Source organism: Brevibacillus sp. SAFN-007a (assembly GCF_051967035.1).
GTDB lineage: Bacteria > Bacillota > Bacilli > Brevibacillales > Brevibacillaceae > Brevibacillus.
Genome location: NZ_JBQCKK010000001.1, coordinates 17891 through 38789, shown reverse-complemented (window position 1 = coordinate 38789; position 20899 = coordinate 17891). Strand labels below are relative to the sequence as shown.

The window sequence follows — 20899 nt, the reverse complement described above, 5'->3', positions numbered from 1 at the left end:
AAGGCGTAAAGCACCTGCCGCCCCTTCCTTTTTCGCGGTTCCTGCCAATTGTCGATGATCCTTGCGCACCCAAAAGACATTCGCCGTGCCAGCATGTGCATGTTTTTACTATATATAAAGCATCTGCTTTCTTGCTTTTTTGTCGGTACGCCGGCTTTCGCCATCCCATCACGAACAAGGGGGGACGCCTCTTGAAAGCTTTGATTACAGGCATTACCGGTTTTGCCGGCAGCCATTTGGCAGAGTACCTGCTCTCGCGCGGCGACGTCGAAATCTACGGTACCTATCGGGCACGCAGCCGAATGGATCATATCGCGCCGATTCGGGATCGCATCCATCTCGTGGAGTGCGAACTGCAAGACCGCGAAGCTGTCGAACAGATGATTGCCCGGATCAGGCCGGAACATATTTACCACCTCGCTGCCCAAAGCTTCGTCCCCGCCTCCTGGAGCTTTCCTGCCGAAACCATGATGAACAACATCGTCAGCCAGTTGCATATTTTTGAAGCGGTCAGAGCGGCGGATATTCCTTGCAAAATCCAGGTGGCATGCTCCAGCGAGGAATACGGGCTGGTCTATCCGGAAGAGTTGCCCGTGCAAGAAACGAATCCGCTGCGCCCGCAGAGTCCGTACGCCGTCAGCAAAATCGCGCAGGATTTTCTTGGCTACCAATACTATCAGAGCTACGGGCTGTCCATTGTTCGCACGCGCACCTTCAACCATACGGGGCCGCGACGGGGAGAGCGATTTGCCACTTCGAACTTCGCCAAACAAATTGCCCAGATCGAGCTGGGCTTGCAGCCCCCGCAGGTGCACGTAGGAAATTTGCAAGCCAGGCGGGATTTTACCGATGTGCGCGATGTCGTCAAAGCGTATTGGCTGGCACTGGAACGAGGCGTGCCCGGGAGCGTCTACAATATCTCCTCGGGAAGCACGCGAACCATCGAAGAGGTGTTGGATACGCTCCTCTCCTTCACCACCGCCCCTATTCAGGTTCTGGTTGATCCCGACCGACTGCGCCCCTCGGATGTAGAGGTCTTGCTCGGCGATGCCACCGCTTTTTGCAAACAAACGGGCTGGAAGCCGGAAATTCCCTTCCACCAGACGATGCGCGATCTGCTGCAATACTGGCGGGACACGCTGCACACACAAGCGCGAAAAAAGGGGGAAGGCTGATGGGACATCAGGACTTGCCGCTGGTCAGTATCATTACCCCTTCGTTCAACCAGTCCGCTTTTATCCGCAAAACCATCGAGAGCGTCTTGAGCCAGGACTATCCGAACATCGAGCATATCGTCGTCGATGGCGGCTCTACCGATGGCACGCTGGGCATTTTGCAGGAGTACGCGCATCTGGGGAACCGCTTCCGCTACATTTCCGAGCCGGATCGCGGCCAGTCGCACGCGATTAACAAGGGCCTCGCGATGGCAAACGGCCAGATCGTCGGCTGGCTGAACTCCGATGACAAATACTGGCCGGGCGCCGTCGCCAAAGCGATCAACGCCCTGACAGCCAATCCCCACTGGGCCATGGTGTACGGCAACGCCCTGCACATCAATGCCGATGACAAGATCACCAGCGTCTACCCGACGAAGCCTTTTTCCCGCGAGGCGCTGTTCCTGTTTTGCATCATCTGCCAGCCGTCTGCTTTTATTCGCAAAGAGGTGTTCCAGGCGGTCGGAGGCGTCGACGAAAACTTGCACTATTGCATGGATTACGATTTATGGATGCGCATCTCCAAAACGTATACGGTCGGACACATCCAAGACTTTCTCGCCGCCTCCCGCCTGCATCCTGCCTGTAAATCCATCGCCTTGGAGGTCGATCTGGGCCTGCCGGAAATTTTGCTGGCCAGCGTCCGCCACTTTGGCACGGTCGCGAACCATTGGCTGTACCATTTTCTTACCCACTATCCTGGAAAAGGAGTGTTCTGGTACCTCGATCTGTTCAAAAGCCACCGGATTTTCGGCAACACACCGATTCTCGTAGACAGCAACCGCCATCCTTCTCACTGGGTTCCGCCGCGCTATCGGCTGCACCTGCACGTCGATCCGGCCCAGCCGATGCACGCCCTGGTCATCAAAGGCGCCAACCTGTTGTTCCACCAGCCGGTTCATGTGCACGTCTTGGTCAACCAGACGCCCGTTGGCTATCACGTCATTCCCGCCGGTCCGTTTGAAACCAGCATCCCGGTTCCCGTCAACGAACCCAACTCGATCGTCGAGCTGGTTTGCAGCCGTCAGCAAGTGCTGCCGGATAGCGAAGCGGCAGCCGGCATCGGTACCGTCAGCTTTCAGGTGCAAAACGTATTTCCCCTCTCCGCGCAGGAATACCAGTTTTATTTGCAATACAAAAAAAACCCCCGGGATGTCGCTGGCTGGCTGTTGAAAAACAGGAATCCAGTCCCTTCGTTGTGACCACAACCGCGAAAAGGAAGGTGTTGCTTTCATGAATCTGTCGGACAAACGAATCGTCGTTACCGGCGGAGCAGGCTTTCTCGGAAAGCATGTGCGAAGCCAGCTGCAAGCCCGGCACTGCCAGCATGTGTTCGTGCCGCGAAGCCGCGACTTTGATTTGCGCAAAGAAGACGACATCGTCCACATGCTCCAGACGTTTACACCGGACATCATCATCCACCTCGCTGCTGTCGTAGGAGGCATCGGCGCCAATCAAAAAAACCCCGGCAAATTTTTTTACGACAACCTGATGATGGGCACGCAGCTCATGGAGCAAGCGAGACTGTTTGGCGTGAAGAAGTTTGTCGCCATCGGAACGATCTGCTCCTATCCCAAGTTTGCCCCCGTCCCTTTTCGGGAGGAAGACTTGTGGAACGGCTACCCGGAGGAGACGAATGCCCCGTACGGCCTGGCGAAAAAGATGATGCTGGTGCAATCGCAGGCATATCGCGAGCAGTACGGCTTCAACTCCATTTACTTGCTGCCCGTCAACCTGTACGGTCCCTACGACAATTTCGATCTGGACACGTCCCATGTCATTCCGGCCATCATCCGCAAATGTCTGGAAGCCAAGGAACAGAACCGAGACGAGATCGTGCTCTGGGGCACAGGCAACGTCACCCGCGAGTTCATCTATGTAGAGGATGCCGCCCGTGCGATCGTGCTCGCCACGCAGCACTACGACTCCGCTGATCCGGTCAACATCGGCTCTGGCGAGGAAATGACGATCCGCGATCTGGCGGAGACGATCCAACAGCTGTGCGGGTACGAGGGACGGATCGTGTGGGATGCCAGCAAGCCCGACGGTCAGCCGCGGCGAAAGCTCGCGACGGATAAAGCGAAAGCGGCGTTCGGTTTTACCGCCTCCACTCCGCTGCTCACAGGCTTGCAGCAAACGATCGACTGGTATCGCCAGCACATGCGCGACGAAGAGGTGAAGGCACCGTGAAAATCGGAGTGAATCTGCTTGCCTGCATCCCCGGCAAAATCGGCGGCATGGAGCAGTATGTGCGAAACCTGCTGGCGTACTCCATCCAAAGCGGCGATCAAAACCAGTGGTTCCTGTTTTTGACCAGCACGAACTACCGCACCTTTCCCAGCCATCCGAAAATCCAGAAGGTCATGGTGCACGAGCACCTCGATACGCACAAGCAGTTCCACAGCTGGATTCGCGGCCTCCGCCTCGACCTGTGGTTTTGCCCGCTCTTGGTGCTGAACCCGTATGATGTCACGATTCCGAGCGTCATCAACATTCCCGACATCCAGCACGAGTTCTATCCGCAGTTTTTCGATGAGCGCTCCTTGCAGTGGCGCAAGACGACGTACCAATCCTCGGCGCTGAAAGCCCATGCGGTCCTGACTTTGTCGGAGTACTCGCGGCAGAGCATCATCGCCAAATTCGGGGTGCCCCCGCATCGCGTCCATGCCATCCATCTCGACGCGGCCCATGAGTTCTCTCTGCCGTTCCACGAGACGAAAAATCAGCTTGTCCGGCACAAATACAAGCTGCCTGGGCATTACGGCTTTTATCCGGCCAATACGTGGTGGCACAAAAACCACGTCTCGCTTCTGCAAGCACTCGCCTATTTGCGTGACGAGCACCAGCTCAAAATCCACATGGTCTTCACCGGGGCGCCCCAGGAAGCGCACGGACAGGTCATGGCGACGATCAACCAGCACAAGCTGTCCGACCAGATCACCTGGCTGGATTACATTCCGCAGGAGGAAATGCCGTATCTGTTCCGCAACGCCAACTTCCTCTGCTTCCCTTCCCTGTTTGAAGGCTTCGGAATCCCGCTGGTGGAGGCGATGCGCACCGAACTGCCGATCATCTGCTCCAATAGCGGCAGCATTCCCGAGATCGTCGGAGACGCCGCCTTGACATTCGATCCGGTGTCTCCGGAAGATATCGCCAGAAAAATGGTCGAAGTACAAAACCAGGCTGTGCGGTCTGACCTCATCGCCAAAGGATTGCAGCAAGCCAGCAAGTTTTCCTGGTCTCAATGCGCGCAGCAGACCCTCGCTGTCCTGCATCAGGTGGCTGGAAAATAACCGAATCACGAAAGGAGTATGCTCATGTCACGCATGGACGAAATCCGGCGGGTTTGGAAACAGGAGTTGCGCATTCCGTTTCCCCTCACCGCTCAGGAGACGTGGGATTTCTGGTTGCTGGAATCCCCGCCGTACGAGGTCAAAACCGCAGCCGTCGCCGAGTACGGCAAACGTTATCAGATTCGCACCTTCATTGAAACAGGCACCTATCGCGGTTACATGGTGGATGCGCAAAAGGCGGTATTTTCGCGCATTTATTCCATTGAGCTGGATCCGGCCCTTTACCTCGCCGCCAAAACCCATTTTGCCGCCGACGGGCACGTATCCATCCTGCACGGAGACAGCGGCAAGGTGCTGCCCGAGCTTCTTTCTTCCATCACCGAGCCGTGTCTGTTCTGGCTGGACGGACATTATATCCCGCTGTCGGCCGAATCCGCCAAAGGCAGCCTGGATACGCCGATCCTGGAGGAACTGGCTGCCATCCTGTCCCACCCCGTTCCGAATCACGTCGTACTCATTGATGACGCCCGTTGCTTCATCGGTTCGAACCCGCTCCTGAAGGATTATCCGACCATCGCCGAGCTGAAGCAATACGTTGCCGACCTGCGCCCCGATCTGCACTTCGAGGTCAAGGACGACATCATCCGCATCTACGCTCCGATCCCGCAGGATGGAAAAAAAACGGTCACCTTCCGTTTGCCCTTTGACGACAAATCGTTTCTCGTCCACGGCAGTGTGACCGACCAGAGCGTTTTGTACTACATCGAAATGGCAGGCGGGCTGTACGAGGAATATGTGCTCAACGTCCTGAAGCGGGTCGTGCAGCCCGATTACACGTGCCTGGACATTGGCGCCAATCTCGGCACGATCTCGCTCGCGCTCAGCCATCTGGCACCGCAAGGCAAGGTGTACGCCTTCGAGCCGTCTGCCGTCAACCTCGCCTTTTTGCACCAGACCTTGCGCGATAATGGCGTAAGCAATGTCGAGCCTGTGCCGCTCGGCGTCTTTGACAGAAACGGCGTCATCGAGTTTTGCGAAGTGGATCGCGGGGGCGGCTGGTCGTTTATCGCCAGCGAGGCGACTTCTGTCGCGACGAACACCATCTCGTGTACACGCCTGGACGACTGGGTCGCCGACCGCGGCTTGTCGCGGATCGATCTGATTAAGCTCGATGTGGAAGGCTCTGAAATCCAGGTATTGCAAGGGGGCATCGACACATTCAAAACGTTCGACCCCGACCTCGTCATCGAGTTCAATCCCGACAACCTGCGCGGGTATTTTGGCAAGGACCCGAATGAGCTGTTCCTGCGGCTGTTCGCGCTCTACTCGCATCTGTACCTGATCAAACGGGATGGCGGGCTGATGAAAATCACCTCGTACACCCAACTGCTGGATGCCATCAAGCCGTTTCACGGCGACCTGTTTTGCACGAACAAGACGATCCTGCTCTGATCCCCGGCGAAAGAACACCCAACAAAAAACACCCGGCTGCCTCCCCCGAAACGAAAGGGCGCAGCCGGGTTGTTTTCAATTTTTCGCTGTTTGTTGCAAGGTCAGCGCCAATCCTTCCGCAAGCGACACACGCCCCTGCCAGCCAAGCGCCTGAAGCATGCGCGTGTCGGCCTGCGAGCACATCAGCTCCCCTGACCGCTGCGCCAGCGCTCCGAATTGCAGCTTTGCCGTCGAGCGGGTCAGCGAATGAATGGTTTCCACCAGTTCGCGAACCGTGGTCGCTTTCCCCGTACCCACCTGATAGTCCAGGTACCCCATGGGCAGCGCGTCTTTGTGCCGCAGCACGAGCAAATACGCCTCCACCACGTCGTCCACGTACACAAAATCGCGCTTCTGCTCGCCGGAAGTAAGGGCAAGCCTGGCTCCGTCCTGCAAACAGTGGCGGATGACGTACGGGATGAATTTGTCGGGCTGGTCGCCTGGCCCGTACACATGCTCCAGCCGCATATTGGCAAACGTCAGCCCGTGCCGAGCGGCTGTGAGCGCTCCCCACTCCGCAAACTGTTTTTTCGTCAGATGATAGCCCGCCAAATGCGTCGCGCCCAAGGCGAGCGAAGCACGAGAAAACGTATCGGTATTCACGAACAGCCGGGTGCCCTGCTCGCAGCACGCATGAAGCAGGCGCAGTGGGAACAGCACGTTGGCCTCCACCAGCGCCGCGTCCGACTCGCCCTTGCGTCCGTAAGCGGTTGCGGCATGAATGACGGCGTCAAAAGGGCCATGCCGGGAAAAAGCAGAAAGCGGGGCCGCCGCATCCGCATCGCAGGCGGCAAGCTCACTGGCGATATCGGCCAGCCGGGAGCAGTCTGACGTGCTCCGTTTCAGGATCGTCACCTGATGGCCGGCCACCAGCAGCGCTCGTGCCAGATGGCTTCCCAGAAAGCCCGTAGCTCCCGTGAGCAATACGTTCATGAGCTGACCCCCTCGCTTGTTTCCTGCTGCGCTACCGCCACTCCGCTTTTCCGCTTTTCCATAATGACTCCAGGTAATTCTTATCGCGCAGCGTGTCCATCGGATGCCAAAAGCCCGTGTGCCGATAGGCTGCCAGCTCCCCTGCCTGCGCCAGCTGTTCGAGTGGCCCCTGCTCAAAAACCGTCGCGTCGTCGGCCAAATAGGAGAAGACCTCTGGCTGCAACACGAAAAATCCGGCGTTGACCCAGCCTCCGTCGCCACTCGGCTTTTCCTGGAAGCCCTTGACCTGTCCCGTGGCAGCAAGGTCGAGCGCGCCAAATCTTCCCGGAGGCTGCACAGCGGTGATCGTCGCCAGCTTGCCGTGCGACTGATGGTAGGCAACGAGCGCGGCGATATCCATATTTCCTACGCCATCGCCGTACGTGAGCATAAACGGCTCGTCGCCAATGAACGGCTGAATGCGCTTGATCCGGCCACCCGTCATCGTATCCTTGCCCGTATCGATCAAGGTCACCCTCCATGGATCGCGGCAGCGATTGTGCAAAATGACTTCGTTGCCCTGGCGAAAATCGAACGTCACATCCGACTGGTGCAAAAAGTAATGGGCGAAATACTCTTTAATCATGTAGCCTTTGTAGCCGAGGCAAATGACAAAGTCGTTGTACCCGTACTTCGAGTAGATGGACATGATGTGGCAAATAATCGGCTTTTCCCCGATTTCAATCAGGGGCTTCGGCCGAAGCTGCGATTCTTCGCCGATGCGCGTGCCGTAGCCGCCAGCCAAAATGACGACCTTCATGAAGCCCCCTCCTTTCTGTATTGCTCGATGTGCGCAAGGCACACCTGCCGCATGTCTTCTTTTCGCTGGTAGGCTCTTGTCCATTCGACGATGCGATCCAGCGCCTGCTCGACCGTCCAGTGCGACCGCCAGTGCAAAAGCGCTCGCGCCTTGGAGCTGTCCAGCTTCAAGGACGTCGTCTCATGGTAGGCGGCTTGTTCGGGGATGTGATAGCTCGCCTGCGCCCCCCATTTTTCGCACAGCCGCGCCGCCAGCCACTCGACGGTTTTGGCATCGTCGGCATCCGGCCCGAAGTTCCAACTCCCCGAGTAGCGCTGGCTGTCTTCGCACAGCTTTTGCACGAGCAGCAAATATCCGTGCAGCGATTCGAGAACATGCTGCCAGGGACGGATCGCCTGCGGTTGGCGAAGCTGCATCGGCTCGCCGGCGAGCAGACTGCGGAGCAGATCGGGAACCAGGCGGCCAGGCGTAAAGTCGCCGCCGCCGATGACATTGCCTGCGCGTGCGGTCGCAATGCCGATCGGCGGCAAATCTGTTCGCGCGTTTCCCCTCTGAAAAAAGGAGTCCCGGTAGCAGGCGGTCACGAACTCCGCGCACGCCTTGCTGTTGGAGTACGGGTCGTGCCCGCCCAGCGTGTCCACCTCCCGATACCCCCACGTCCACTCCTTGTTTTCGTAGCATTTGTCGGTGGTGACATTGACGAGCGCCCTGACCGGAATCCCGGCCTCTCGCGCAGAACGAACCGCTTCCAGCAAGTAAACCGTCCCCATCACATTCGTCTCATACGTGCTGACTGGCTCGGCGTACGACAGCCCGACCAGCGGCTGGGCAGCCATGTGAATGACGATGTCGGGCCGGGCCGCCAGCAGCGTCTCGGCCAGCTTTTGGCGATCGCGAATATCCCCTGTCACGGAATGAAGCAAGGAGTCGATGCGGCACAGTTCAAACAAGCCGGGCTTTGTCGGCGCTGCCAGCGCGTACCCGGTCACCTGTGCCCCGAGCGCATGCAGCAAAAGGCACATCCACGAGCCTTTGAAGCCCGTGTGCCCCGTCAGAAACACTCTTTTCCCCTGCCAAAAGGCCCTGTCTTGCCCCATCATGCTTCCCTGACCATTTCCAAAATGTCATGCCAGCTCATGCCCAGCCGAACGATATCATCCTCGACCAGCTTGCTGCCCATCTGCACCTCGATAATATCCAGGTCGCTTATGGCTTTGATCGCATGCTTGGCTCCTATCGGAATTTCGACCACATCGCCTGGCTTTACCCGGATCAAGCGATCATTCAGGACAAAATCTCCTTCGCCCTCCACGATCATCCAGACCTCGCTGCGAAAATGATGATATTGGTAGCTCAAATTTTTTCCGGCATGCAAGTGAAGCTGTTTGGTCAACACCTCGACCTTGTCGTTCATTTTCTGAAACTGCAACACATGGTACCAGCCCCAGCGCCGCTCTTCGAACATCGGCCGTCGGGACCAGTCGTTGGCGATATCTTTGACGATATGGCTTTTGTCTTTCGCCGAGACGAGAATCCCGTCCGGACTCGCGGCCACGACGACGTCGGATACGCCAATCGTGACAATCGGCACGTCCAATTCATTGATGACGTGCGTGTTGGCACTCTCCTTCAAGTGCACATGCCCAACCGAGCTATCGCTCATCTCTTCCGTCAGTGTGTTCCAGGTCCCGAGGTCTTTCCAGGCTCCTTCGTATGGCACCACCACGACATGCTTGGCTTTCTCGACAATCTCGTAATCAAAGCTGATTTTCGGCAGTTCCCCGTAGCGCGCAACCAGCTCTTCGTAGTTCGGAGACAGCTTTCGCTTGCGCAATTCGTCCAGCAGATAGCCCAAGCGAAAAGCAAAAACGCCGCAATTCCACAGGGCACCCTGCGCAAGCAGCCGATTGGCCTCCTCCACAGAAGGCTTTTCTGTAAAACGCTCGACCTGCAGGCAGCTTTTCGGCCCTTTGTGGAGGGGAGCCGGAATGATATAGCCGTACTTCGTAGAGGGGTATGTCGGGGCAACGCCCATCAGCACGAGTTCTGCTCCCGTTTCCTTGATGACAGGCTCCAGCCCCTTGAGCTTTTGAAAAAAATCGTCCTCCACAAACGAGTCTACGGGCATGACCGTGACAACCTCGTCTGGTCCCAAGCCTTCGACGCTGTGCAAATAGCTGGCAATCAAGGCGATCGCGGGAAACGTATCCCTTTTTTGCGGCTCCAAAATCAAGGGGACGTTCGGCCCCAGTTGGTTGTATAAGAGATCTACCTGCGCTTGACTCGTCGAGATAAAGGCCTTCCCCAGGCATTGATGGGAAGCAAGCTGTCGCCACACTCGCTGAACCATGGACTCCGGCTCGCCTTCCCGATTGCGAATCAGCTTCAAAAACTGCTTGGAGCGAACATCGTTGGAGAGCGGCCACAGTCTTTTGCCCGAACCGCCCGATAGCAACACCAGTTTCATCCAGGCCACCTCTGTCCGTTAAACTTCATGCATGAATCATCATATGAAGCGATGGTAGAGGGTGACTGTTTTGCGAGTGAAAATGGTCTGTTCACCCGCTTTTTCCATCCCTTTTCCAGCATGCTGTGCCTACCAGACAAAAGCCCCGACGTGTTAGTCGGGGCATCAGGGCATGGGGTTCTATGGAAGGGGGGCGCCTTCCGTTTGCAAAGTCCACCGGCTCGCGGCGTAGTCGTAAAAGTAGATTCCCGGCTGCTGCGGAATGTGCGGGAACCAGAAGTCTTTCATGTAGCTTTTGGCCGTCAGCCCTTGAAAATGCAGCGAGTACAGCTGTTTGAAGGCACCGCTGACCGGGTCCTTACAGAAAAGCTTTCCGTCGATCGCATATACTTTTTTCTTGCCTGCCAAACTCTCGGCCCATAGCGGCCGGTTAATATTTTCATCGAAAAAGGCGTCGCCAAACGTCCCGTGCGTATGCGAGCGCCCGGAGTAGGAACGGAAATACAGCAGGCAGAGCACCATATCCGACACCAGCGGCACTCCGTCGATCACCTGATCGAATTCGAGCGTCTTCTGCACGAGCAACCGAAACATGTGCGGGTTCACAAAATATTGCATCGTCATGTTGCAGAAGCGATCCAGCGTGTCCAAGCCTATGAAACTTGTCCATGCGAACTCCATGGAAAACGACTGAAATTCGGGCTGACTGACATTGGTGTAGAGCATCACGTCCGAGTCCAGGTAAAAGCAGCTCTGCATTCTGTTTTTACGCATGAAGTCGCGGAGGATAAACCAGCGCTGAAAACAGAACAGATTATATTCGTAGCTCATGACATGCATGTGCCGGTACACCTTCGCAAACATCTGGGCCGTCTGCTGATACGCATCCATCGGGACATAGATGATACCCGGAGCGGCAAATGGGCGATTCCCCTCCTTGCCAAGCAGGTAGACGGGAGATTGGGGGTTGCTGAGCTTTGCTTGCCGCAAGCTGTAGGCTAGATACTGGTCGTTGCCTCTGTGCATGAAAATGATAGGCAAGGCCATCGGGGCACCCCTCCTGTACATTCCTTTTCCTTCACCTTATGCGATTTTGGTCGGGGCGGAAACGGCCACTGCTTGTACCTGCTGCCTAAATCCGCCGCCCTGCGCCAGAGAATGGGGGATTACACCCGTTTCCCGACCTCTGCGGCATTCATATCGTAATGTAGTACGATCGCATTCTCGCCGAAGACAGCCGATTTTCTCGAGGGAGGGATAGGAGTGGGAGGAACATGGACAGACAGTGAAATCCTGGCCGAGATCGGAAAACGTACATGGTACCACAAGATTCAACTGCGGCCTGGAATCGCCACCCCCGGTCTGAAAATTTTGGAACCGCTCTGGGAGAGCACGCGCAAGTCCCGGGCGCATATCGACTACACAGGCAAAAGAGTTCTGGACATCGCCAGCTTTGACGGGATGTGGGCCTTCGAGGCGGAGAAGCTCGGCGCCTCGCTGGTCGTCGCTACCGATTGCATGCAGCCTTTGTACTCCAATTTTGAGTTGTGCAAAGACATTCTCGGCAGCAAGGTACTCCCGCTGTACAACATTTCTCCGTACAATCTGTGGGAGGGCCTGAAAGTGCTGCTCATGGACGATTTTTCCGTGCCGCTGCCATTCCCGCAGCAAATCCGCCACAACTTGTTCGATATCGTGCAGCATACCGGTCTCCTCTATCACGTGCGCGATCCGCTGTGGACCTTGTCGCAAGCGCGCAGTGTCATCAAAACAGGAGGACATCTGCTTCTGGAGACCGCCTGTATCCTGGACGACCGTGAATCCAAAATGATCTACAACGGCCCTCCCGGCAACATGAACCGTATTTATCATGACATCACCACCTACTGGGTGCCTTCCATCAAATGCTTGCGGGAAATGCTCGCCAGCACGCTCTTTGAAGTATTGCCGCAAAGCATCACGACGATCAGCTCCGGCACCAAAAACAACTACCCGATCGGTCGCGTCACCATGGTGGCAAGAGCGATCAGCGGAAGCGAAACCGCCGCCGATTCGTACGCGGAGCTGCTGCGCATTTACCGCAACCCGGGATTGGTGCCTGACTACCTGTAACGCCCGCATTCACAGCGGACGAACAACGAGGTGTGCGCTCCCTCTCCATCGCGAGGGCGCCACGCCTTTTTGCTTTTTCCGCCCACAAAAATAAGAAAGGTATCCCGATGCCAAAGGCTATTCTTGTACATATTCTATTGCAGGCGTGCTGTTTCTTGCCGCGCTGACTCTTGGAAAGGAGTGACAGAAGTGTCCAGTGGGCAACTGCCTCTCGTCAGTATCGTAACCCCTTCCTTCAACCAGGCAAAATTTATTCGCGAGACGATCAACAGCGTGCTTCTTCAGGACTATCCCCATCTGGAGATGATCGTGGTCGACGGCGGGTCGACAGACGGTACACTCGCGATTTTGCAGGAATACGCCAGTGCGGACAGCCGCTTCCGATATATTTCCGAGCCGGACAACGGGCAATCCCATGCGCTCAACAAAGGCTTTACCATGTCGCAAGGTACCATTATCGGCTGGCTCAACTCGGACGACACCTATCTTCCCGGAGCGATTCGCAAGGCTGTCACCGCGCTTCTGCAACACCCCGCTTGGGGAATGGTTCATGGGAAATGCCAGGTCATCAATGAACACAGCCAGGCCGTCAATACCTTCCCCTCCTCGCACGCCGACGCCAAGCAGCTGTACTACTCCTGCTGTATCTGCCAGCCCGCTGCTTTTATTCGCCGCCATGTCATCGCGCAGATGGGAGGCGTGGACGAAAAACTCCATTTCTGCATGGACTACGAGCTTTGGATGCGGATTGCCAAATTTCATCAGATCGGCTATGTTCCGGAGTTTTTCGCCAACGCACGCATCCACGCCACCTGCAAGTCGACAACCCAGTGGCACTCGGTCGGGATTCCGGAAGTGTTCAAGTCGCTTGCCAAGCATTATTTAAGCATTCCCAGCGGCTGGGTGTCGCACGTCTCGCAATATCGCGGGATGGGCGTCATTGACCTGTTGAAAAGATACAAGTCGTTCCCTTCCAATTCCGCACAGGTCACGAGCATGAACCGTTTTCCCGGCGCATGGGCTCCCCCTGTCCTGCGCGTTGTCGTCCAATCAGATCCCGCCAATCCCGCCTACATCCTGCTCATCAAAGGCAAGGTGCCCGCTGTTCGCACAAAGCTGGAAAAACCTTTCCAGCTCACTACGCTCGTAAATGGCGTGCGAGCCAAAACGTTTACCGTGGAAAAATCGCAGTTCGCCCTGGAAATTCCGCTCGATCCGCGCACCAACATTCATCGCGTAGACATTGCTTCTTCGCTCATTTCCCCATCGCCTGTTCCGTACTTGCAAAACAAGCTGGTCGGAGGCTATCAGGCCGAAGAAGTAATCCCGCTTTCTCACGATGAATTTGTCGTGTACCAAACGTTTTCCAGAGCGTGACAGACTTCACATGTACAGCCTGGTTTCGATAACGGCCGCCGCTCCCGCGATTGCCAGCAGGAGCAGAATCGGATAGGCGGCTGGTACATACGCATACACGGCAACCGTCAATACGGCCACCCATATGCCCACGCACCAGTGGCAGCTAAGCAGCTCGCCGATCACGCGGCGCACTTTTCCCCCTTTGAATCGGTACTGACGGTTCATTTGCCCGGTGGCGTCCGCTTCATAGACGACGGTAAAAAATGGTTTGCGCAGAAAAGATGTGATTTCGTCATACACGATCAAATGAGTGAGACGAAAGCTGGCCAACACGAGAATGACCAGGTCAATCCACGAGATGCCTATCATCCACTTTTCCCTCTTTTCCATATTTTGTGGTTTTCCTTGCTGCACAATCTCTAGTACCATGGGAGGCGACAAACCAGAGAAAGGCGTGATGACATGAATCGCACAATTTCGAAGATGGCAGCTATCCTTTCCCTGTCCGTCACCTTCACCATGATCGGACAACCAGCCTTTGCCAAAACGACTTTTTCCCCGCTGAAAAAAGGGATGAATCACACGCGTGTACTCGAAGTGGAAAAAATGCTCGATGCCCTGCACTTCGACCATAACCTGAAAGTAGACAAGCTTTATACCTCCGATACGGCGTACAACGTCAAACAATTCCAAAAAAAATACAAGCTCAAGCAAACGGGAATCGTCAACAAGGCTACCTACGACAAGCTGAAACAGACGTACCAGGCGCTTGCTAAAAAGCCCGCACCGAAGCCCCAAACACCAGCCAAGCCTTCCCAGCCAGCCGAACAGGCGGCGACGCTCAAGCTCGGTTCCACCGGTGAGCGCGTCAAAGAACTGCAACAAATGCTCGCCGCCCTGGGCTACAAGGTAACAGCGACAGGCCATTTCGACGACTCGACCCGTTTTGCCGTCATGCTGTTCCAATCTCGCAACCAGCAAACGCTGACAGGTGAAGCAGATGTCAAGACGTACAAAGCGATCGAAGCCCAGTACAAGAACAACCCACCTCAACCTAAGCCAGCCCCGGCTCCGGCTCCAGCTCCAACGCCGAAGCCGCCAGTAACGCCAGCGCCGACGCCAGCCCAGCCGGAAACTCCGCAACAGCCAGGCCCAGGCACACAAGTGCCGTTGCCTGCCGAGCTTACGGCCGACGAAAAGGAAATGGTGCAACTGGTGAACCAGGAGCGCACAAGCCGCGGACTCGCTCCGTATCAGGTAGACATGCAGCTGGTCAAAGTAGCGCGCGTCAAAGCGCAGGAAATGGTCGCCAAGGGCTACTTCAGCCACACCTCTCCGACGTACGGCTCTCCTTTCCAGATGATGGACACCTTTGGTATTCATTATATTGCGGCCGCGGAAAACATTGCCCAAAATCCGACCGTCAGCGGCGCTCATCAAATGTTCATGAACTCTTCGGGTCACAAGGCGAACATCGTCAGCCCTACCTACGACCACGTCGGGATTGCGGTCGTGAATGGCGGTCCATATGGAAAAACGTTCGTGCAAATGTTTTTGAAAAAGTAAGCGCATCGAATGGAAAAGCCATCATTTCGCTTTGGAAATGGTGGCTTTTTTGCTCAGAACGATACAGCGATGCGGTTATTGGCGGAAAAATGCACCGATTGATCGTTGCAAAGGACGATTCCTTCCACGACAATCGCTTTACCCGACTCTTGCTTCAGGAAGGAAACCTGGAAATTTTGAAACGCTTCTGCCGACTGCGGAGGAATCACCACCGGCTGGATGGGAGCGATCCAATATTCGCCTCTCTCCATCGCCTGCGAGAACCAGTCGTCATCGAGATACCTCCAGCCCTTCAACCCGTTGCTTCCTTGCACAGCCAACGTCTCCACCAGTTTGGGCGGCAAGATTTGTCCGCCCATCTTGATCGAATCGACAGGCGTCACCCGCAGACAGACGACCGGATTGTACAACGTCTCTGTCCCTGTGTTTTTGACCTGTAGCGTGCCGATTAACAGGTACGGTTTCTCGGCTGAGTCCGAATGAATCAACGTATAGTCGAAAAACACTTCGGCCGCTGCCCTGGGTTCCGCAGACTGCTCCTGTTCATGCTCCTGCACAGTTGCTTCTATGGGAACGGGAGGTTGGCTGTGCGCTACTTCTCCCTGTCCCGCTACTGCCTGCGCCGCCGGTTGTGCGCTACCTTCCGCTTCAGCAGCGCTCTCTCCCGGCGTAGCGGCTTCCTGCTGCCGGCTTTCCATGATGGCCTCGCGTTCATCGGTAGGCGCCGCTTCTGCATAATCAGGCTGCTCTGTCTCATCGGGGAGTTGCGCCTCCTCCTCTGCGAACGGCGTCCTATCGGCACGACCTGCCTCCGTTGTCCATACGCTGGAATAAAACAGCTTCAAAATGTTCGGGGGGAGATAGGCCAGCGGATGAATGCGCAAGCCGCTCTGCACATACTCCAAAATTCCCGAAGCGAGGTAGAAGGCAATTTTTTCTCCGTACGCCTTGCGCCGATGCTCGGCGGTACGCAGCGGCATTTGCAGCTGAATATGCACGATTCCGTTCGGTTGTTTGGCCCCCTTGCTTTCCTTGTGATGGCAAGGGATTCCGGTCTGCTTCAACTCTGCCTGCAGACACCTGATGAGCTCTCTTTGCCGCTCGTTCTCATGTGGGTACAGCACCAGCCGCGGTTTTTCCAGCAGACGCAGCTCCTTCATGCTGAACCGGATCGCGACATCGGTATTTTTGGCAAGGGCGAGGTTGTTTTTGGTCAGCACGACTTCCATGCCAGAATCGGAAACGAACCGCTGGACCTTGCCCAGCACCTCCCACTCATAAGCTGTTTCCGTGGCAGAGTTTCCCGTGAACAGAACACAAACCTTTCCTTTCAACCCCGAATCCAGATCGATTCGTTTTTGTTTCGGGTCCCACTTCAATTGAAATCCATTTTGCTTGCAAAATAAGCGAAAAGCAGGCAGAGCCGCATATGGCATCGTTCCGCCACGCTGCCCGCTGTAATAGACCTCGACATCCATCTCCATTCACTCCCTTACGACACTTCCTTCACTCGCTCCGCCATATTGTATGAATGCCCAGTGGCAAAAGTGAGCAATTTTGGCACTGGGCGTTCCTTCCCAGGCTGTACGGCATACCATGGCAACTAGAAAGGAGTGGTCATATGTCCGTCGAGCAACCGCCGCTGATCTCTATTATCATTCCTGTAAAAAACGAAGGCGACAATGTGCGCTCCACGATTACTTCCCTCGTCAACACCAGAACGAATATGAGCTATGAAGTCATCGTGGTCGATGATGCTTCTACCGATCATGGCTGTCATTTTTTGCGCCAGCAGGAAAACGCTCCAAACATCAAGCTAATTACGACAGAAGGAATCGGGGCCGCTGCCGCCAGGAATCTGGGCGTGGAGCAGTCGCGCGGAAAATATTTGATCTTCTGCGATGCTCACCTCACTTTTGAAAACTTTTGGATCGACCGCATGCTGGAGCTGGTCCTCACGAAAAAAGCGGACGGTGTCGCCCCCGGAATCGCCTCCATGACCGAGCCGCACAAGATCGGCTACGGCCAAAAGCTCGATCAGAAGCTCGGCGTCGTCTGGTATCCGAACCCGCATCGTCCCTCTCCGGTCGCGATCCTGCCAGGCGGCTGCTTTCTCGTCACGCGGGAGGCTTTTTTGAAGGTGGGAGGTTTTGATCGCGGCTTTCGCGTCTGGGGTTTTGAAGACATCGAGTTTTCCATCAAAATGTGGCTGTTCGGATTTACCTGTCTGGTGCATCCTTCCGTGAAAATTTTGCATCTGTTCCGGCAAACCCATCCTTATACAGTGGTGCACGAGCACATCTACTACAACATGCTGCGGATGGCGTACAGCCATTTTAACGAACAGCGGATCGAGGCCACGAAAAAACTCATCGTGTACGCGAATGCAAACGAGATCGAAGACGACGTCCTGACCAGCGGTGCGGCGGCCCAGCGCATCCGCTACCTCGCCCAGAGAAAGCGCGATGACAACTGGTTTTTTCAGCAGTTCCAGATTCCGTTCTGATCCGCCATTCACCTAAAAAATGGGCATTCGTTGACAAGCAAATTTCCCGTTGCCCACATAGTATGTAACTGCAAAGCAAATCCACCTAGGAAAGGAAGGATTCAAACGGTGAAACATCCTGTGAAGCCCATTATGGGTCGCCAGCTCCCTACACCGACTCCGACAGCTACTCCTCCGATCCCGAATAACCTTCAGGAAGAGTGCATTCGCGTCCAAAAGGTGTACGACTGGGTCGTTCTTGCTAACAGCTACCGAAACAAGATTGCCCTTCCCGACGATTGTCGAGCGCTTGTGGACGCAGCTATTCGCGCCGGGCAAGATATCACCATTTCGTGCGTGGAGCCTGTATCTCCCGGACCTTCTTGCAATGTCGTCAGCATTCGCCGCGAAACCATCACCGTCGGCGGAACCACCGTTCGCGTAGGTATCGTCCGCTTCGTGTTCAGCGCAACTGTTGTGGTGCGTATCTTCGCAGACGGAACGCCGCTCTGCGAATTTACGACAACCGTCCAGTTCGATCAGGAGGTCGTACTCTGCCTGCCTGAACCACTTGACGAGGACAACATCGTTTGCCGCATCACCGCGCTGGAGTGCAATCCAACCGGAAACGTCCTCCTCGGCGGCATGGTTCAACTGGATGTCATTATCTGCGTGGAAATCCAGGTCGAAGCGGAAGTCAAACTGGAAGTGCTGGCCAAATTCTGCTCGCCACGTCCTAACACGATCCCTGTTCCTTCGCCAACGCCTTCCTTCCGTTGCCCGCCGATCACGTTCCCGCCACAATGCCCGCCAATCTTCCCAGTTCGCAACTGCGATTGCCAGGCGTCCGTAAACGCACTGATTCCGAACGTCTCGATCAGCATCGGTATCCCGCTCGAACTCGCCGTCGGTACCATCCAGCTGATCGCCGATATCTGCCCAAGCTGCGATCCATCCAGCAGCTCGTTTACCTTTAACTTCTTTGACTCTGTCTTGACTGACCTGTTGGGCGACCAAAGCTTCAGCTTCTCGCCGACCTCGATCAGTTCGCCGACATGCATTACCGTCCTGCCTGGCATCGAGCTGTTGACGGGTCTCGTCGTGACAGGTACCGGGGTAAGAACCTTTACTGCCACCGGCGCCCAAGAGATCCTGACCTACTCGCTCACTCTCGCCGAAACAGGACTGGGTCTGCCAGACGTCATCCTCCTGACCCTGACCGATACAAGCGGCGTGATCGTCTTTACCGCCAGCATCACCATCGTTCCAGACGAACAACTGCTGGTGCGCGATTGCGTCACCTTCGGAGATATCGTCATCACCACACCGTAAAGCCTCTGCAAACAAGAGACGTTTTCCTACCGGGAGAAGGCCATGGCTTCTCCCTTTTTTTCGTTTCCTTGGCCGTTTCGATTGCTCCCCCTGGATACAGGCACCATTTCGGATACGTTACATATGTCTATAGAGGATCATCTTACGGAAAAAGGAGGACAACACCGTGCTTAAAAAGAGAACCTCCAGCACGAGCAAGCCCAAAGCAGGGAGCGAGAAGCTCCTTTTGCTGAAAAAGCAGGCGTACTACTACGAAGACAAAGCCAATCAGCTTGGTTTGCGCGTCGTGGAGCTTGAAGAACAAATAGAAGCGATCAGCCAGGAAAACCAGGAGTACCGAACCCAACTGGAAGAACTGCACCAAACGCTTTCGACGCTGGACCAAAAAGCAAATGAATGGCAGCAGTACACGGATCAGTCGCAAAACCTGCTCGCCGAACTGGAAACGAAGCTCGACCACTACCAGAACCTTCTGCAGCAGCGTGAAAAGGCCATTTCCGCCTATCAAGACCGGGAAGGCAAGCTGAAGCAAACGATAGAAGAACTGAAAGAAGAACTGAAAGAAGAAAAGCACAACCAGGAAAAGTCCCCTCTCCTGGCAGAGGCGATTTCCAGGCAGGAGGCCCGGGAAGCCCACTTGCAGGAGCATATTGAACTGCTCCAGCGCAGGGTGGAAAGCTTCGAGAAAAAGGAAGCGCAATGGAATGAGCAACTGGCGAAGCTGAAGGCAATCGAGTCTGCAAACGAGCAGGCCCACAGGGAGTTGGAGCTTGCGCGGCAAAAAGAAGCGGAGTGGAGCCAGCTGCTCGCCTCGCAGGAGCAAATCCATGCCAAATTGCAGGAGCAGCAGCAACAGCAGCACAGCAGTATCGAAGGACTGCTTGCGGAACGCCAGCAATTGCTGGAGACGATCACCCGGTTGGAGCAGCAAGAGCAATCATGGAAAAAAGCGTTTGACCATATGCACGACGAATACGAGAGCGCCCAGCATATCGAGCAGGAACAGCTTACCCAGCTGGAGCATTTGCAAGGACAGCTGGAACAAAAAGACGCCGAGCTGCAAGCCGCTCACCTGGCCTATCAGGAACTGAGCGACAGGCACGACCAGACGCTTCAGCAGCTGGACACCGCTTCGCAGCAGCTCGAGGATGCTTCCCGACAACTCGAAGCCGCTACCCAACAACTCGAAGCCGCCCGCGATCACGAGATCACGCTTTTGGCGAAGCAGCAACAGCTCGAAGCGAGCATCACGCACTGGGAACAGCAGGAACTGGTCTGGACAGAGAAGCTGGAACAAACGGGCGCCGAGCTGCAAGCCGCTCGCCTGGCCTATCAGGAACTGAGCGACAAGCACAACCAGACGCTTCAACAGCTGGACACCGCTTCGCAGCAGCTCGCTGAAAAAAGCAAGCAACTGGAAGAGGCGAGCTTGCAACTGCACAGCACCTCTTCGCAGCTCGATGCCACGACCCGCCAACTGGAGACGGCAACCCAGCAGCTCGAAGCCGCCCGCGATCACGAGACCACGCTTTTGGCGAAGCAGCAACAGCTTGAAGCGAGCATCACGCATTGGGAACAGCAGGAGCTGGTCTGGACAGAGAAGCTGGAACAAACAGACGCCGAGCTGCAAGCCGCTCGCCTCGCCTATCAAGAGCTGAGCGACAAGCACGGCCAGACGCTTCAACAGCTGGACACCACTTCGCAGCAGCTCGCTGAAAACAGCAAGCAACTGGAAGACGCGAGCTTGCAGCTGCAAAGCACCTCTTCGCAACTCGATGCCACGACCCGCCAACTGGAGACGGCAACCCAGCAGCTCGAAGCCGCCCGCGATCACGAGACCACGCTTTT

17 protein-coding genes and 1 pseudogene are annotated in these 20899 nt (G+C 55.9%); 11 read left to right on the top strand and 7 right to left on the bottom strand.

What is annotated here, in order from left to right; genetic code table 11:
• Positions 1 to 191: 191 nt before the first annotated feature.
• Genes ACTHO6_RS00190 through ACTHO6_RS00170 form a run of 5 tightly spaced genes read left to right on the top strand, consistent with a single transcriptional unit; the run spans position 192 to position 5959 of the window.
• A complete protein-coding gene (locus tag ACTHO6_RS00190; protein WP_440238125.1) occupies positions 192 to 1175 on the top strand; it encodes a GDP-mannose 4,6-dehydratase in 984 nt (327 codons plus the stop codon).
• Positions 1175 to 2416: a glycosyltransferase family 2 protein gene (locus tag ACTHO6_RS00185; RefSeq protein ID WP_440238123.1), complete on the top strand. Its 1242-nt coding sequence runs from the start codon at positions 1175 to 1177 to the stop codon at positions 2414 to 2416. Before ACTHO6_RS00190 ends, ACTHO6_RS00185 begins: the two co-directional genes overlap by 1 nt.
• 31 nt (positions 2417 to 2447) lie before the next feature.
• Positions 2448 to 3404 carry a GDP-L-fucose synthase family protein gene (locus ACTHO6_RS00180; protein ID WP_440238121.1) on the top strand — a complete coding sequence of 319 codons (957 nt, stop codon included), beginning with the start codon at positions 2448 to 2450 and terminating at the stop codon, positions 3402 to 3404.
• Entirely contained in the window at positions 3401 to 4507 is a 1107-nt protein-coding gene (locus tag ACTHO6_RS00175; RefSeq protein ID WP_440238119.1) for a glycosyltransferase family 4 protein, read from the top strand. The genes ACTHO6_RS00180 and ACTHO6_RS00175 overlap by 4 nt, the downstream gene beginning before the upstream one ends.
• 24 nt (positions 4508 to 4531) lie before the next feature.
• Positions 4532 to 5959 (top strand): FkbM family methyltransferase, encoded by a 1428-nt coding sequence (locus ACTHO6_RS00170; RefSeq protein WP_440238117.1) that lies wholly within the window; start codon positions 4532 to 4534, stop codon positions 5957 to 5959.
• 75 nt (positions 5960 to 6034) lie between these two features.
• Here the strand turns inward: ACTHO6_RS00170 and ACTHO6_RS00165 are convergent, their stop codons facing one another.
• The 5 genes from ACTHO6_RS00165 to ACTHO6_RS00145 all read right to left on the bottom strand — a co-directional run bounded on the left by ACTHO6_RS00165 (position 6035) and on the right by ACTHO6_RS00145 (position 11244).
• Positions 6035 to 6931 carry an NAD-dependent epimerase/dehydratase family protein gene (locus ACTHO6_RS00165; RefSeq protein WP_440238115.1) on the bottom strand — a complete coding sequence of 299 codons (897 nt, stop codon included), beginning with the start codon at positions 6929 to 6931 and terminating at the stop codon, positions 6035 to 6037.
• Between the two features lie 31 nt (positions 6932 to 6962).
• The gene (gene rfbF / locus ACTHO6_RS00160) at positions 6963 to 7730 is read right to left on the bottom strand and encodes a glucose-1-phosphate cytidylyltransferase (protein ID WP_440238113.1); all 768 of its coding nucleotides are present in this window, start codon (positions 7728 to 7730) and stop codon (positions 6963 to 6965) included.
• Positions 7727 to 8830: a CDP-glucose 4,6-dehydratase gene (gene rfbG, locus ACTHO6_RS00155; RefSeq protein ID WP_440238111.1), complete on the bottom strand. Its 1104-nt coding sequence runs from the start codon at positions 8828 to 8830 to the stop codon at positions 7727 to 7729. Before rfbG ends, rfbF begins: the two co-directional genes overlap by 4 nt.
• Positions 8827 to 10197 carry a sugar phosphate nucleotidyltransferase gene (locus ACTHO6_RS00150; protein WP_440238109.1) on the bottom strand — a complete coding sequence of 457 codons (1371 nt, stop codon included), beginning with the start codon at positions 10195 to 10197 and terminating at the stop codon, positions 8827 to 8829. The genes rfbG and ACTHO6_RS00150 overlap by 4 nt, the downstream gene beginning before the upstream one ends.
• A 180-nt stretch (positions 10198 to 10377) precedes the next feature.
• Positions 10378 to 11244 (bottom strand): hypothetical protein, encoded by an 867-nt coding sequence (locus ACTHO6_RS00145; protein ID WP_440238107.1) that lies wholly within the window; start codon positions 11242 to 11244, stop codon positions 10378 to 10380.
• 216 nt (positions 11245 to 11460) lie between these two features.
• Between ACTHO6_RS00145 and ACTHO6_RS00140 the strand changes: the two genes are divergently transcribed.
• Together ACTHO6_RS00140 and ACTHO6_RS00135 are read left to right on the top strand one after the other, a co-directional pair.
• Positions 11461 to 12309, top strand: a complete 849-nt coding sequence (locus tag ACTHO6_RS00140; RefSeq protein ID WP_440238105.1) for a DUF1698 domain-containing protein — start codon at positions 11461 to 11463, stop codon at positions 12307 to 12309.
• 189 nt (positions 12310 to 12498) lie between these two features.
• The gene (locus ACTHO6_RS00135; protein ID WP_440238103.1) at positions 12499 to 13686 is read left to right on the top strand and encodes a glycosyltransferase family 2 protein; all 1188 of its coding nucleotides are present in this window, start codon (positions 12499 to 12501) and stop codon (positions 13684 to 13686) included.
• Between the two features lie 6 nt (positions 13687 to 13692).
• On the opposite strand, the gene ACTHO6_RS00130 is transcribed toward ACTHO6_RS00135, so the two are convergent.
• Entirely contained in the window at positions 13693 to 14037 is a 345-nt protein-coding gene (locus ACTHO6_RS00130) for a DUF1360 domain-containing protein (protein WP_440238101.1), read from the bottom strand.
• Between the two features lie 93 nt (positions 14038 to 14130).
• Between ACTHO6_RS00130 and ACTHO6_RS00125 the strand changes: the two genes are divergently transcribed.
• Complete coding sequence (locus tag ACTHO6_RS00125) at positions 14131 to 15234, top strand: peptidoglycan-binding protein (protein WP_440238099.1); 1104 nt, start codon at positions 14131 to 14133, stop codon at positions 15232 to 15234.
• A gap of 53 nt (positions 15235 to 15287) precedes the next feature.
• On the opposite strand, the gene ACTHO6_RS00120 is transcribed toward ACTHO6_RS00125, so the two are convergent.
• A complete protein-coding gene (locus ACTHO6_RS00120) occupies positions 15288 to 16712 on the bottom strand; it encodes a hypothetical protein (protein ID WP_440238097.1) in 1425 nt (474 codons plus the stop codon).
• A 143-nt stretch (positions 16713 to 16855) separates the two neighbouring features.
• Here ACTHO6_RS00120 and ACTHO6_RS00115 point away from each other — a divergent pair, with 143 nt between their 5' ends.
• The 3 genes and pseudogenes from ACTHO6_RS00115 to ACTHO6_RS00105 all read left to right on the top strand — a co-directional run.
• On the top strand, positions 16856 to 17740 hold the full coding sequence (locus ACTHO6_RS00115) for a glycosyltransferase family 2 protein (protein WP_440238095.1): 885 nt from the start codon (positions 16856 to 16858) through the stop codon (positions 17738 to 17740).
• A 108-nt stretch (positions 17741 to 17848) separates the two neighbouring features.
• On the top strand, positions 17849 to 19051 hold the full coding sequence (locus ACTHO6_RS00110) for a hypothetical protein (protein WP_440238093.1): 1203 nt from the start codon (positions 17849 to 17851) through the stop codon (positions 19049 to 19051).
• A 166-nt stretch (positions 19052 to 19217) separates the two neighbouring features.
• A pseudogene (locus ACTHO6_RS00105) lies at positions 19218 to 20899 on the top strand (hypothetical protein); the annotation flags it as partial.

What these genes read in the sequence shown, in the direction of transcription:
- ACTHO6_RS00185 (WP_440238123.1), top strand. Translation starts at nt 1,175, where the DNA reads ATGGGACATCAGGACTTGCCGCTGGTCAGTATCATTACCCCTTCGTTC.
- ACTHO6_RS00180 (WP_440238121.1), top strand. Translation starts at nt 2,448, where the DNA reads ATGAATCTGTCGGACAAACGAATCGTCGTTACCGGCGGAGCAGGCTTT.
- ACTHO6_RS00170 (WP_440238117.1), top strand. Translation starts at nt 4,532, where the DNA reads ATGTCACGCATGGACGAAATCCGGCGGGTTTGGAAACAGGAGTTGCGC.
- ACTHO6_RS00165 (WP_440238115.1), bottom strand. Translation starts at nt 6,931, where the DNA reads ATGAACGTATTGCTCACGGGAGCTACGGGCTTTCTGGGAAGCCATCTG.
- rfbF (WP_440238113.1), bottom strand. Translation starts at nt 7,730, where the DNA reads ATGAAGGTCGTCATTTTGGCTGGCGGCTACGGCACGCGCATCGGCGAA.
- rfbG (WP_440238111.1), bottom strand. Translation starts at nt 8,830, where the DNA reads ATGATGGGGCAAGACAGGGCCTTTTGGCAGGGGAAAAGAGTGTTTCTG.
- ACTHO6_RS00150 (WP_440238109.1), bottom strand. Translation starts at nt 10,197, where the DNA reads ATGAAACTGGTGTTGCTATCGGGCGGTTCGGGCAAAAGACTGTGGCCG.
- ACTHO6_RS00145 (WP_440238107.1), bottom strand. Translation starts at nt 11,244, where the DNA reads ATGGCCTTGCCTATCATTTTCATGCACAGAGGCAACGACCAGTATCTA.
- ACTHO6_RS00130 (WP_440238101.1), bottom strand. Translation starts at nt 14,037, where the DNA reads ATGATAGGCATCTCGTGGATTGACCTGGTCATTCTCGTGTTGGCCAGC.
- ACTHO6_RS00125 (WP_440238099.1), top strand. Translation starts at nt 14,131, where the DNA reads ATGAATCGCACAATTTCGAAGATGGCAGCTATCCTTTCCCTGTCCGTC.
- ACTHO6_RS00120 (WP_440238097.1), bottom strand. Translation starts at nt 16,712, where the DNA reads ATGGATGTCGAGGTCTATTACAGCGGGCAGCGTGGCGGAACGATGCCA.
- ACTHO6_RS00115 (WP_440238095.1), top strand. Translation starts at nt 16,856, where the DNA reads ATGTCCGTCGAGCAACCGCCGCTGATCTCTATTATCATTCCTGTAAAA.